The organism is Metabacillus sp. KJ11-3 (assembly GCF_055808295.1).
In genome coordinates, this window is record NZ_CM147865.1 from 482225 (window position 1) to 494738 (window position 12514).

The 12514-nt window shown below is 36.2% G+C and carries 14 protein-coding genes and 1 riboswitch; of the genes, 8 read left to right on the forward strand and 6 right to left on the reverse strand.

What is annotated here, in order from left to right; genetic code table 11:
* Positions 1-64 precede the first annotated feature (64 nt).
* Positions 65-412 carry a hypothetical protein gene (locus AC0L8O_RS02535; RefSeq protein WP_026559014.1) on the reverse strand — a complete coding sequence of 116 codons (348 nt, stop codon included), beginning with the start codon at positions 410-412 and terminating at the stop codon, positions 65-67.
* 65 nt (positions 413-477) lie between these two features.
* A riboswitch (cyclic di-GMP riboswitch) is annotated at positions 478-560 on the reverse strand.
* 260 nt (positions 561-820) lie between these two features.
* Here AC0L8O_RS02535 and AC0L8O_RS02540 point away from each other — a divergent pair.
* Positions 821-2155: a Na+/H+ antiporter family protein gene (locus AC0L8O_RS02540; RefSeq protein WP_473446473.1), complete on the forward strand. Its 1335-nt coding sequence runs from the start codon at positions 821-823 to the stop codon at positions 2153-2155.
* A gap of 155 nt (positions 2156-2310) precedes the next feature.
* On the opposite strand, the gene AC0L8O_RS02545 is transcribed toward AC0L8O_RS02540, so the two are convergent.
* Positions 2311-2514, reverse strand: a complete 204-nt coding sequence (locus AC0L8O_RS02545; protein WP_473446474.1) for a hypothetical protein — start codon at positions 2512-2514, stop codon at positions 2311-2313.
* A gap of 247 nt (positions 2515-2761) precedes the next feature.
* On the opposite strand from AC0L8O_RS02545, the gene AC0L8O_RS02550 reads away from it, so the two are divergent.
* A complete protein-coding gene (locus AC0L8O_RS02550; protein ID WP_051475389.1) occupies positions 2762-3307 on the forward strand; it encodes a DUF6241 domain-containing protein in 546 nt (181 codons plus the stop codon).
* A 275-nt stretch (positions 3308-3582) separates the two neighbouring features.
* Here the strand turns inward: AC0L8O_RS02550 and AC0L8O_RS02555 are convergent, their stop codons facing one another.
* Positions 3583-4170: a biotin transporter BioY gene (locus AC0L8O_RS02555; protein ID WP_473446476.1), complete on the reverse strand. Its 588-nt coding sequence runs from the start codon at positions 4168-4170 to the stop codon at positions 3583-3585.
* A 111-nt stretch (positions 4171-4281) separates the two neighbouring features.
* On the opposite strand from AC0L8O_RS02555, the gene AC0L8O_RS02560 reads away from it, so the two are divergent.
* The gene (locus AC0L8O_RS02560; protein ID WP_473446477.1) at positions 4282-4881 is read left to right on the forward strand and encodes a sulfite oxidase-like oxidoreductase; all 600 of its coding nucleotides are present in this window, start codon (positions 4282-4284) and stop codon (positions 4879-4881) included.
* Between the two features lie 411 nt (positions 4882-5292).
* On the opposite strand, the gene AC0L8O_RS02565 is transcribed toward AC0L8O_RS02560, so the two are convergent.
* The 3 genes from AC0L8O_RS02565 to AC0L8O_RS02575 form a co-directional block, all read right to left on the reverse strand.
* On the reverse strand, positions 5293-5466 hold the full coding sequence (locus AC0L8O_RS02565) for a YjfB family protein (RefSeq protein ID WP_473446478.1): 174 nt from the start codon (positions 5464-5466) through the stop codon (positions 5293-5295).
* Positions 5467-5554: 88 nt separating this feature from the next.
* Positions 5555-6688: an alanine dehydrogenase gene (gene ald / locus AC0L8O_RS02570; RefSeq protein WP_473446479.1), complete on the reverse strand. Its 1134-nt coding sequence runs from the start codon at positions 6686-6688 to the stop codon at positions 5555-5557.
* A gap of 127 nt (positions 6689-6815) precedes the next feature.
* Complete coding sequence (locus tag AC0L8O_RS02575; protein WP_473446480.1) at positions 6816-8048, reverse strand: PucR family transcriptional regulator; 1233 nt, start codon at positions 8046-8048, stop codon at positions 6816-6818.
* Positions 8049-8226: 178 nt separating this feature from the next.
* Here AC0L8O_RS02575 and AC0L8O_RS02580 point away from each other — a divergent pair, with 178 nt between their 5' ends.
* From AC0L8O_RS02580 to AC0L8O_RS02600, 5 genes are all read left to right on the forward strand, one after another.
* Complete coding sequence (locus tag AC0L8O_RS02580) at positions 8227-8979, forward strand: (S)-benzoin forming benzil reductase (RefSeq protein WP_473446481.1); 753 nt, start codon at positions 8227-8229, stop codon at positions 8977-8979.
* Between the two features lie 277 nt (positions 8980-9256).
* Entirely contained in the window at positions 9257-9700 is a 444-nt protein-coding gene (locus AC0L8O_RS02585) for a hypothetical protein (RefSeq protein WP_473446482.1), read from the forward strand.
* A 50-nt stretch (positions 9701-9750) separates the two neighbouring features.
* The gene (locus AC0L8O_RS02590; RefSeq protein WP_473446483.1) at positions 9751-10350 is read left to right on the forward strand and encodes a sensor histidine kinase; all 600 of its coding nucleotides are present in this window, start codon (positions 9751-9753) and stop codon (positions 10348-10350) included.
* A 255-nt stretch (positions 10351-10605) separates the two neighbouring features.
* The gene (locus tag AC0L8O_RS02595) at positions 10606-11136 is read left to right on the forward strand and encodes an HD domain-containing protein (RefSeq protein ID WP_026559006.1); all 531 of its coding nucleotides are present in this window, start codon (positions 10606-10608) and stop codon (positions 11134-11136) included.
* A 261-nt stretch (positions 11137-11397) separates the two neighbouring features.
* Positions 11398-12513 carry an AI-2E family transporter gene (locus AC0L8O_RS02600; RefSeq protein WP_473446484.1) on the forward strand — a complete coding sequence of 372 codons (1116 nt, stop codon included), beginning with the start codon at positions 11398-11400 and terminating at the stop codon, positions 12511-12513.
* Position 12514 lies beyond the last annotated feature (1 nt).

The following is a 12514-nucleotide window of genomic DNA, read 5'->3' on the forward strand; positions in this document are numbered from 1 at the left end:
ATATTTGTGAAATAAAAAAGAGGATGAGTCAAGGTATAGTACTTTGATTCATCCTAAAAAGTTATTAACCTTCCATTACTTCAGCATTGGTTAATCCTGTATTTCTTGCAAGGCGATTTAATTGAAGTTTTAACACAGGATTTTGTTTGATTTTGAAAATAACTTTTTTGAATCCTGATTCCTTATACATCTTGTAGGAATTTTCTAAGCTTGGAATCATTTCTTGTTTAAGAAGGTCCATATAGGAACAATCGATCTCAAGAGTGAAAACAGGAGCGTTAATTGCTGAAACCTCTTTCTGATAATCACTGACGAAGTTTTGCACATCTGTTGGAGTAAATGTACCGCCAATAAACATCTCCACAATTTTTGCACCATGATTTACTTTAATTTCATAATTACCTTTTGACATTGTATGTCTCCTCTCTTTTGTAGCGAGGATCTAAGGTGAACAACCAAGAAGGGAATAAAATTAGCATTTGCAACTTGGCAGCCATAGCGATTGCCTTAGACCCATAGTTTTGCGTCCTTATTTTTCAATAAGTTTGCCGTTGTTTGGCCAATGTTACACTTGACCAGTGTTTATATCGGACAAACTGGAAATGATTTTAATATAAAAAGTTAAAATTTTTAAGAAAAGGAAAATGAAAGGGCTTTTATATTCATCGGGGTGCCGAAGGCTTGCGTGTTTTAAAAAGGAGCTAGTATTTAATATCTTGATATACTAATTGACAGATTTCAAGCAAATATGATAAGTTTAATTCCGATGTTTTATTTCTCTACTATATTAGCAAACTAAAGGATTTCGGGGGTCTTGACGGTGAATGCAGTTTTAATAGCAGTAATTGTTATGCTAATTTTAAGTTTATTAAGAATAAATGTTGTTTTTGCTCTTGTGATTGGAGCTTTAATAGGTGGTCTAACAGGAGGTTTAGGGTTAGCCGCAACGATTGAGACGTTTACAAACGGTTTAGGTGGAAATGCAACTGTAGCACTAAGTTATGCCTTACTAGGAGCATTTGCTGTTGCATTAACGAAAACAGGATTACCAGATGCGATGGTTTCTAGTGTGATTAAAGTTGTTGGTCGTGAGGGAGAAGCGAGAAGAAAAACGTTATCTAAGGCACTTATTGTATTTCTAATCTTAATGATGGCGATTTTTTCTCAAAACCTGGTACCGGTACATATTGCCTTTATCCCGGTGCTTATTCCGCCCCTTTTGAAAGTTTTGAATCAGCTTGAAGTAGATCGACGATTAATTGCAGCAGTTATGACATTTGGATTAATTACGCCATATATGTTTTTACCTGTTGGGTTTGGGGCCATCTTTCACGGCATTATGCAAACGAATATGCAGGAGAGTGGATTAACTGTTTCCTTATCTTCTATTCCAACAGCAATGGCCATCCCGGCTATTGGCATGGTGTGTGGCCTGCTTATAGCGGTTTTCTTTACTTATCGCAAAAAAAGACAATATGAAACCCGTGAAATATCAGGTCAACAAGTGGCACAAGTGTACACGAAAAGAAGTATTACTATTGCCGTTTTCGCCATATTTGTATCACTTTCCGTTCAGCTCTTTTTATCCCAAAAGCTTGAGGTTGAAGGAATGATTTTTGGTGCGTTAGCCGGCTTAAGTATTTTATATATTGGTGGTGTACTAAAGCGTAATGAAGCAGATGCTATGATGACAAACGGAATGAAGATGATGGCGTTTATTGGCTTCGTTATGATTACAGCATCAGGATTTGCTAGTGTGTTAAAAGAAACTGGCCATGTTGAAAAGCTTGTAGAAGATGCTGCCGGGTTAATTGATGGAAATCAGGCACTTGGTGCATTGTTAATGTTAATTGTTGGTCTTCTTATCACAATGGGGATTGGCTCATCCTTTTCAACAATTCCTATTATCACGACTATTTTCGTTCCACTATGTCTGGAGTTAGGATTTAGCCCAATGGCAACAGTTGCGATAGTCGGAACAGCTGCAGCACTTGGAGATGCAGGCTCACCTGCATCTGACAGTACACTTGGTCCAACATCTGGTTTAGCTGCAGATGGGAATCATCATCATATTTGGGATACATGTGTACCGACCTTTGTTCACTATAATATTCCACTTATTATTTTCGGTTGGATCGCAGCTATAATTCTTTAGAAGAACATAAAGGAAAAAAACTTGGTTTTATTTTACCAAGTTTTTTTTCGAACAGATAAGAAAGTTTCAAACCTTGTACTTAGTGCAGGTGTCTAGCCCCAGCGACTAGCCCCTCTAGGGTCTAGTCAATTTGAAATTGAAGGCAAAGAACGCCTTCAATTCCAAATCGCCTTAAGCTTGTCGCTACTGATCGAGACGCTTGTGCTTTTCTTAATCATATGTAAATGTTCCACCAATTCTTCGTCATCCCATCCAAATATCGTTTCTATCAATTCGGGATGGTGCTCCAGTATCTCTCTCTCGAATGCCTCTCTATCTTTTATATCTAAGAAATATTTTTTTACAACTAATGTTTTCATATTCACACCTCTTTCATGTACTCTACTATTTTTATAACCAAAACTAGTAAACATTATACATATAACAGAGCAGAATAGTAAAAAATATGAATCTGATTTATTTCGACAAAGTCTTTTCTTGTTTACCCTAATTTATCCATTGTATGATGATACTAGACTATCTTTATCTTATGGAATCATTATTCTTTTGATAGATAAGCTATTGAGTAAGCTAACAAGTAAAATACTTCTATGGAGGGTGTTATAAGTGTCTTGGATAAAAAAGCATAAGTGGATAATAGCTAGTGTAGTAGTTGTTGCTGTTTGTTTCGGGTTTTTAGGGTATATTCTTTTTGATATGTTGAATCAAAAAACAACACCAACAACTGCCCAGAAGGTAGAAGACGTTGAAGAAAGCGCGAAAACTCCCGAGGAGGTTGTATCTGAAGAAGTAGTAATGAGTAATAACCCGTTCGGAAGTGAGCAGGCATCTTTATCTGAAGATGATATTCTTAATTATATGCACGGAATGTCTCATCAAAAGGTAATTGCAGATGAAAAGTGGTTACATTACGAAATGACAGATGAGCGAGTCTTGTTTCTATTCAATGTTGTAGAAAATGGTCAATATGAACATGAGGAAGTAATGATGGACATATTAACCCGCTGGAAGGAAGGCGATTTCTCACAAGCAGATGAAGATCACAATGCCATCTGGAGCATTCAAGGAGGAACAATCGGAAAAGCAACCGGTATCATGTCAGAAGAACAAGAGCAACAATACTTAGAAAGATATGATGAAAGTATTAAATAAATAAAAAATGCTTTGTATAGTGTGTTTTCTAAAGCCAGTTTTCATAAAGATTGTTGCATTTGAATAATATTGAACTTTATAGTGAAATGAAGCGGAAGAGACTCGACTCCTGCGGGAAGTAGAGGGAAGGCTGAGACCACCGCGGCGAATCTTGTGTCTGGAGTGCAATGGACATCCCGGTTTTTACGTTTGTCTGAATTAAAAAGATCAAAGTATGAAAAAAGGCTAACCCAAGGTCTAGAGTCCAGACTTTTGGGTCAGCCCCTTTTTATACATTAAGCAGCAATTTTTTTATTAACCGCCTTCGTCACAGCATTATAAATACGGGGAGCAAGAAGTGCACCTAAAACTGTAAAAGCAACATCTTTCACAATAAACCATGCCATAACTCCCCAAGCAGCACCGTATGACATCGGAGCATTCAACCATACATTTAAGGCAAGCCACATATACGTTGTCCCGACAATATAAATAAGAACAATTCCTACAAATGAGGCAGCCATAAAAACAGTCAGCTTCTTTTCTTTACTGACCTCTAGAATTTTACCTGCTGCATAAGCAGCAACAATATAAGATAAAATAAATCCGCCGGTGCTTTGGAAAATTACACTAATTCCACCGCTAAACTGAGCGAAAACAGGTGCGCCTGCAATTCCAACTAATGCGTAAATAATCATCGACAGTGCACCAAGCCTGCTTCCTAATAAAAGCCCTGCTAATATACAGAAAAAAGGCTGCATTGATAATGGAACACCTGCTACTTGAAGAAATGGCGCCCAAGACGTAATATTAGCACCAATAGCCATTAGTGCAGCAAACATACCGACTAATGATATGTCGTATGTAGATAATTTTCGTTTCATTGTATTTCCCCCTTCTAAACAGATCCTTAAAAAAAGAATAATATAATCCAGAAAAGATTGTCAACTTATTTTTGGTTTAAGTTAACATAATAGAGTGATGGAGGTAGTGTCATGTATTTTGGAAAACAGAAAAAAACACATCCTTCCGGGAGGGTTCCACCAAATCAAAATGTTACAACGACATTTCCAGTTTTACATACGGGAAATGTTCCTTACTATGAAGATATTAGTAAGTGGAATTTACAAATTTATGGATTAGTCGATTATCCCAAGCTTCTTACGTTAAAGGAACTAAAAGAGGAATACCCTCAGTCAGAACAATTAAATGATATTCATTGTGTTACGGGATGGTCAAAATTAGATGCGTATTGGCAGGGAGTTAAAACGGTAGATTTATTAGAAGGAATTACTGTTCACTCACATGCCAGATACGTTATCCTCTATGCAGAAGAAGGATGGACGACGAATCTATCAATTGATGACTTTATGAGAGAAACAACTTTACTAGCTCATAGCTTTAACAATGAACCGTTAACTCCGGAACATGGTTTCCCGCTTCGAGCCGTTATTCCTCATCTCTATTTTTGGAAGAGCGCAAAATGGATAAGAGGAATCCAGTTTACAGAGCATAATCATCCCGGCTTTTGGGAAAGAAACGGCTATCATATGGATGGTGACCCTTGGCTTGAGCAAAGGTACAGTTTTGATTGAGGCATAGAGCAGATGAATTAATATAGGATGTAAAAAGGACAGTTACCCAAAGATAACTGTCAAAAAATAATTCGGAGGTTGTACTATACTATTAATTTTTCTATTAATTGTTCATTGATTTTCAAGAAATGATAAAAACGCTTTTATAAAATATACGAAATCATTATAAAAAAGAGTAGGGGAAGTAGGATGAAAATTCATTTACAGGCAAGACGTGGATGAATAGTAGAGCAACTAGGCTGAGATGATGATTGTGTCTAGTCTTACCTGATAATATCAGCTTTTCCAAATGATGGATGGATTATAAGGGGAATTGTTAGTGGAATTTCGACATTTAGGAAAGGTTTTTTGTCACCAATTAGAATACAATAGGACTTCAAAAGTCCCCATATTCATACAGGGACTTTTGATTTAACCTTTTACGTCAATGCTTTTACCTAAATTGGGGTGTGGGGCTTCCATAGCTTTTAACAGTTGTTCGTTACTTTGCTGTGAAGTTTCCATTACTTTTTTAGCTAGTGCAATGCTCACATGTTGATTTAGTGATGCTTGATTTAATCCAATTGATAAGGCTGCAATATCCAAGGTTTCACCCCCTTACCATTTGTATCGGCCAACAACAAAAATGATGAAGGAAAAGTGATTATTAACAGCTTTTTAAATTGAGCTATTATTACTTTGTTAAATGTTCTCTTTTTAAAACTTCAGTAACGGGCTTATATATAAATCCAAGATCATCAGCAACAGCTTTATATGTGATTTCCCCGTCCATAACATTCACTCCTGCTTGAAGTGCAGGACTTTCATTAATTGCTCGGTATGCACCTGTATTGGCCATTTGTAATGCGTACGGTACTGTAACATTTGTAAGAGCAATTGTTGAGGTACGTGGTACAGCTCCCGGCATATTAGCAACCGCATAATGTAAGACGCCGTGTTTTTCATATGTTGGGTTATCATGTGTTGTAATATGGTCTACGGTTTCAACGATTCCGCCTTGATCGATCGCAACATCAACAATGACAGAACCCGGCTTCATTGCTTGGACCATTTCTTCCGTAACGAGAGTTGGCGCTTTAGCACCTGGAATTAATACCGCACAAATAAGTAAATCAGCTTCAGCTACAGATGTTGCAATGTTCATTGGGTTTGACATTAATGTTTTAATTTGTGTACCAAATATATCATCCAATTGACGTAAACGGTCTGCGCTTAAATCAATGATCGTCACATCAGCACCTAAGCCAATTGCCATCTTCGCTGCATTCGTACCGACTACACCACCCCCAATAATCGTCACTTTCCCACGACTTACTCCGGGAACACCTGCTAATAAAATGCCTTTTCCGCCTTTAGGTTTTTCTAGAAATTGCGCTCCAATTTGTGCTGCCATCCGTCCGGCAACCTCACTCATTGGGGTAAGCAATGGTAATGCACGATTTACGGTAACTGTTTCATAAGCGATTGCTGTTACACCACGATCTTTTAAAGCTTGGGCTAATTCAGGCTCTGCAGCAAGATGTAGATATGTGAATAAAATTAATCCCTTTCGAAAGTATGCATATTCAGACGGCAGAGGTTCTTTTACTTTCATAACCATTTCGGAATTTGCCCATACTTTCTCAGCGTTATCTACAATTTCAGCACCTGCTTGTTTGTAATCCTCATTCTCAAAACCGCTTCCAACACCTGCCTGATCTTCAATTAAGACGTGATGACCAAACGCAACTAACTGTGTTACCCCGCCAGGTGTTAAGGCTACCCGATTTTCATTATTTTTTATTTCCTTTGGAACCCCGATAATCATAAATAAACCTTCCTCCTTTTGAACGCAATATTTATATAATTTCTAATTAATAAAGCAAGTATAAATAAAAATTATATAAATATCTTTGTTTAAAAACGAGAAAGGTTTTGAATCCTTTTGTGAAAAATCACAAAGGCATATGATCGAGCTTTAAATGTAAGTAGATAGTGATCTTTTGGTTCATATTTTTAAGATTTAGTTCACCGATTTCTGAAATTCTCTTTAGTCGATAATTTAATGTATTAATATGAATGTTAAGTGCTTTTGAAGCATCATGGACGTTGCTGTCATGGTCAAGAAATACTTCTAGTGTGTGAACAAGATTAGTACTATGCCGTTGATCGTATTCTTTTAATTTTGTCAGAGAATAATGCTGATGACCTGATTCTTTTCGTTGGTTGTATAAAATATCCAAGTACTGATAAAAGCCAAGCTCGGAAAAACTGGTTAATTCCGTTGTTTCTTTAGGAAACCTTTTTTTAAGTGAATGTACAGCTACCGCTTCCTTGTAGCTTTTTTCAATAAAGACCGGTGATGAAAAAATCCCACCCATACTTGCCGTTACATTTTTAAATTGATATCTTTCGTTAAGCTGACGAATAGTAGAATAAGTAAAATGTTTGATATCCGTTAGGGGTGCAGAACTCTTTGCTGATAATAAAATGATGAGTTCATCAAAATCAAATGTATATAAAAGAATGGTTACCTGCTGAGTGGTTTGGAGCAGGTATGAAAGTTTCTTTTCTGCTTCTTCATTTATTTCCTGAGGAAACTTATAAATGACTACCGAAAACGGAGAGGGGACATGTAAGTTTAGTTCATGGAAACTTTGAGTAATTTCATGCTCTGTTGAGACATGACCAGTGAGGAGCTTCCAAAAGAATTCTTGATTCCTTTCTTCTTTCTTGGTTTTACGAACTTGTAATTTCAGCATTTTGTTTTTTACAGCTCTTGCCGCTTTTTTCAAAAGAAGCAGGTCTGATTGTTGGAGCTGCTTTTCAATTTCCAAAGCCCAGATAAAACCCAGTACCTCATCATTTTTCCAAATAGAAATGGCAATGCGATTGCCAAGACCAACCTCATCAATATGTTTAACTCGTATAGGCTCATCTGTATGAAGGAGTTTAGGAATGGTTCCATCTTTCCATAAGCTGTTAATGACTTTTTCAGGAACTCTTCGCCCTATTATCGTGGAGATTCGGGCAGGATCAGTTCTGTCATCATGTGTGCTGTATGCTAATAATCGATGATTTACATCTTCTATTGTAATTGGACATTGAAGGACTTCACTAATCTTTTCTGCTACATCCTCAAGGCGTTCAAAATGATAGTTAAATGGATCCTTAGAAAATCCTGTCATGTTATCCCTACTTTATTTAGCAATTTATATATGTATATGTTGATTTTAGCTTAGTATTAAGGTTCTAGTTTGTCAAAGGCAAATATGAGGTATTGAACTTCTTGCATTCCTTGGAAGCATGTGCTAAAAAGAAGAAGGAAACTGGAAGAACGATCCAACTGAAAGCGAGCTGACATAAATGAATTATTATATTGTAACAGGCGCCTCTCGAGGGTTAGGTGAAGCACTTGTAAATGAAATAACTGATCAAGATTGCAAGATCATTTGTTTGTCAAGAACCTTGAACACAAAGCTTGAAAAAGTCGCATCAGAAAAACAAATTCCTTTATCATTTATCGAATGTGATTTATCAGATATACAGCATCTTTCTGAGATAATAGACCAACTATTATCGATGGTGGATATCGATCGTGCACAAAAAGTGACACTGATTAATAACGCCGGCATGGTAAACCCGATTAAAGGAGCTGGCAATGCTAAGCAAGAAGAGTTAATCCTGCATGTTCATCTCAACCTACTAACACCGATATTAATAAGTGAGGCTTTGATTCGCGAAACAAAAGGGACCTCTGCAAATGTTGTAATTGTTAATATCACATCAGGAGCCGCGAATCGACCGGTTCCAGGATGGAGTGCTTATTGTAGCACCAAAGCCGGACTAAATATGTATACAAAAACGGTTGGGGTTGAACAAGAAGAGCAACGAACAAATATCATATCAATTGCATTTTCACCTGGAATTATGGATACAGACATGCAAGGAACAATTAGAAAAGCAACTAAGGAAGAGTTCTCATCTCTCGATCAATTTGAGGAATATCATGAAAAAGGGCTGCTTCGTTCTCCAAGTTTTGTAGCAAAGACATTAATGAATCTTTTATCTGGTCCGTTAGAAAATGGTAGGGTATATGATATAAAAGAATTTTTGTAGGTTCAAAGTTCTATGATTAGATATGACAAAAGGATTATTTTTGCTGTATAATGATAATTTAGGAAGAGTATTAGGGATTTATCCTTCCTTAATATCCCATTTTCCTTTATGATTAGAAAAACTTGGCTTGTCGACAAGTTTTAATGGCGTAAGCCTTCGTTTTTTTTATACGATCATCCAAAAATTCATATACTTTTTGATAGTATAAAAAATTAGAAAATAAAGAAAAAATACCCTATAAAATGTCAACTGTTGTATATTAACTATAGATATTGATTTGATAGAGTTTTTCATTAGGGAGTACGAGGGACAGAGGTGGCTGAATATTAGACAAAATAAAAAGAAAAAGTATGCCGTCATTATCTCTGTAACCATGTTTCTTATCATGATGTTTTCAGCATTTAATTTGTATGTTACTTATTTAAATACAATTAAAACGATCGATCTGACAATTGGGCATTTAGCGATGCCAACTTCAAACCACGAGTTAGAATTTTGGGATACTGCTAGTTTAGAGGAATTATTAAAAACTCAAAATAGAAAAAAGAGTGAAGAGGGATATAATGGGTCCCTTGATGTGGAATTAACATATGAATCAGTTGAGAAGGTAAAACAGGATGTTATGCAAAAAAGTATTCCCTCATTCATTATGAGTGGTGTGCTAGTTCTGTTGTCTTTTAGTATATTTATAGCTTTTCAAATTTGGTACCGAAAAAAGTGAACTCCCAGGTCGGGGATGCAGAGGAGACCTACCAGGGTGAGTTTCAGTCAATGCTTCATACAATGCGATCAATCCGTCATGATTTTCTTAACCATATTCAAGTTATCCAGGGATTAATGAAGATTGGCCGCGAAGATCGGGCATACGAATATGTGAACTCATTAACAACAGAAGTAGAAACAATGGAATTGCCTGTTGTGATCAAGAATCCGGCACTCTTCATTTTGCTCCAGTCTAAGTGGGCAAGAGCACAAAATGAAAAGGTAGATATGCATCTCCATGTTGATGATCATTTGTTTAAGCATATACATACGATTGATTTAATTAAAATATTTTCGAATTTAATAGATAATGCCTTTGATGCCACACTTTTAGGACTTGAATCTGAGAGGTTCATCAATATTGAAGCTCGTGTTACTCAAAATAAATATGTCTTTAAAGTAGAGAATATTGGGCCGACCATTTCAAAGGAAAACCTTAACAAAATTTTTCAGGCGGGCTATTCGACCAAAGCGGAAAAAAGAGGAGTTCCAAGAGGGGACGGACTTAGTATTGTGAAACAAGTTGTGCTAAAATATGGCGGCACGATTAATGTGGAATCAAATAAATATTCAACATTGTTCGAAGTGAAAATACCATATAAACCTTGACTTGAAGAAACTGCACATGTGGTTTCTTTTTTTATTCCTTAATCAAAGACCATTTTTTAGAAGGGAATGTTACAAAATTCAATTCATATCATATAAATAATAAAAGCATCCTTTATTAACAGGGATAAACGTTAGATAATATAACAATTTCCTTGAAGAAGTTTTATAAATGTGTTAGATTATTCTGAATATCAAACGTATAGCGTTATATGTATATAGTAAGATTGACCAACATGAAAAAATAGGAGGGTTACCATGCGACGAGTAAGCTTGATCGATATATTCACACATCCTATTGCACAAAAATATCTAACCCGTTCAGGAGTTTCACATGCAATTACAGTTGCTCAATATGCTGTTCAGCTCGCTAATAAGTATGACGTAAATCCTGACCTAGCCGCTAAGGCGGGATTACTTCATGATATTGGACATTATGAATGGTATACCAATGGAGAATGGGATTATGATGCCTATGTCAAAAATGATATCCATGCAATTAAAGGGGCTGAGCGTGCTCATAAGCTCTTAATCAGGCTTGGAGAGGACCGGAAATATGCCAAGGAAATTGCTCTTGCGATTCTCCTGCATACAGATTCATATTTACCGGAAAATTCTATGAAGAAAAACACATTACAGCAAATTGTTAGACTAGCAGATGAAATGGATGAGGAACCATTTGGTAAACATCATTACCGCAAGATGAAGTATGAGGATGCTTTTAAACAAATAGAACGTTTGGATTATAAGATTGAGCAGATTATGTCTGAATATCGCCAATCTGTTTAATCCATACATTGAAACAGACCCAATAAAGGTCTGTTTTTCAGTATCCAAGTGTTCAAAAGATATGCTGTTGAATGTTTGACTGAAAGATATACAGAAGATAAGATGAAGATAGCAAAGATTAATAGGATGAAATAACAAAAAGGTGAAACAATTTTTATTTTGGTACGTATACATCTATATACTTGATCATGCCTTGGTTAATATTGGTTTCTCATGCCTATAATGTTGACGAAAGGCAGAATAAAAACTGGAGGAGAATGTGTGTTAAAATCAAAGGTTCATTTTTGGACATTACAAATTTTATTATTGCTTCTAATTGTCTACGTAGGTACAAAGGTCTCTTTTTTATTTGAGCCGATTATTGTATTTACTTCGACCTTATTCTTTCCAATATTGATTGCCGGGATCTTATTTTTTATTTTTAATCCCCTTGTAAAATTACTCGAAAGAAACAAGGTACCCAGAACATTGGCCATTTTAATACCATATATTGTGTTTGTTGGGGTTGTAACCGGTATTATTTCTTTCATTGGACCTATTGTTACACAACAGGTGTCAGACTTAATCAGTAATTTTCCTACATATGCTAGAGAAATCACAGATTTTATTTTAAGTATGTCTCAATCACACTGGTTCACTTGGTTAATGGAGCAGGAGTATGTGTCATTAAATCAGATTGAACAGACTTTAACCGGTTATGCAACAAGTTTACCGGAAAATATTACTTCAAGTTTTTCCAAATTATTAGGTGTAGTAACAAATATCACGTTAACCATTATTACTGTTCCTTTTATTCTATTTTACATGCTAAAGGATGGTCATAAATTTTCTGGTGAAGCAGTAAAACTATTTCCATCCACATACCGTGGAGAGGGTCTGAAAATTTTAAAAGACTTATACGAAACACTTGCAACGTATATTCAAGGACAGCTGATTGTGTCTTTAGCAGTTGGACTTGGATGTTATATTGGTTATATGATCATTGGTTTAGATTACGCCTTAGTTCTTGGAATCGTAGTGGCAGTTACCAATATTATCCCATATGTTGGACCATTTATTGGTGCTGCACCAGCGGTTGTGATTGCTTTGCTGGACTCTCCGACGAAAGCGTTGCTTGCAGCTCTGGTTGTGACCATCGTACAACAGCTTGATGGGAATCTTTTGTCTCCTCTCATTATTGGAAAACGCCTAAACACTCATCCCTTAACGATCATATTATTGTTAATTGGAGCGGGCAGTTTTGGCGGAATTATCGGAATGATACTAGCAGTACCTACTTATGCTGTCTTAAAAGCCGTTACATTGAATGTGGTACGCTTAATTAAATTAAGAGCAAAGTCCAGGGAAGATATCATTAGCAGTCGAGTAAACGAATAGG

Excerpts from the sequence above, each read along its gene's own strand:
- AC0L8O_RS02580 (WP_473446481.1), top strand. The coding sequence starts at position 8,227 with ATGAATTATTATATTGTAACAGGCGCCTCTCGAGGGTTAGGTGAAGCA.
- AC0L8O_RS02590 (WP_473446483.1), top strand. The coding sequence starts at position 9,751 with ATGCTTCATACAATGCGATCAATCCGTCATGATTTTCTTAACCATATT.
- AC0L8O_RS02535 (WP_026559014.1), bottom strand. The coding sequence starts at position 412 with ATGTCAAAAGGTAATTATGAAATTAAAGTAAATCATGGTGCAAAAATT.
- AC0L8O_RS02560 (WP_473446477.1), top strand. The coding sequence starts at position 4,282 with ATGTATTTTGGAAAACAGAAAAAAACACATCCTTCCGGGAGGGTTCCA.
- AC0L8O_RS02555 (WP_473446476.1), bottom strand. The coding sequence starts at position 4,170 with ATGAAACGAAAATTATCTACATACGACATATCATTAGTCGGTATGTTT.
- ald (WP_473446479.1), bottom strand. The coding sequence starts at position 6,688 with ATGATTATCGGGGTTCCAAAGGAAATAAAAAATAATGAAAATCGGGTA.
- AC0L8O_RS02545 (WP_473446474.1), bottom strand. The coding sequence starts at position 2,514 with ATGAAAACATTAGTTGTAAAAAAATATTTCTTAGATATAAAAGATAGA.
- AC0L8O_RS02575 (WP_473446480.1), bottom strand. The coding sequence starts at position 8,048 with ATGACAGGATTTTCTAAGGATCCATTTAACTATCATTTTGAACGCCTT.
- AC0L8O_RS02595 (WP_026559006.1), top strand. The coding sequence starts at position 10,606 with ATGCGACGAGTAAGCTTGATCGATATATTCACACATCCTATTGCACAA.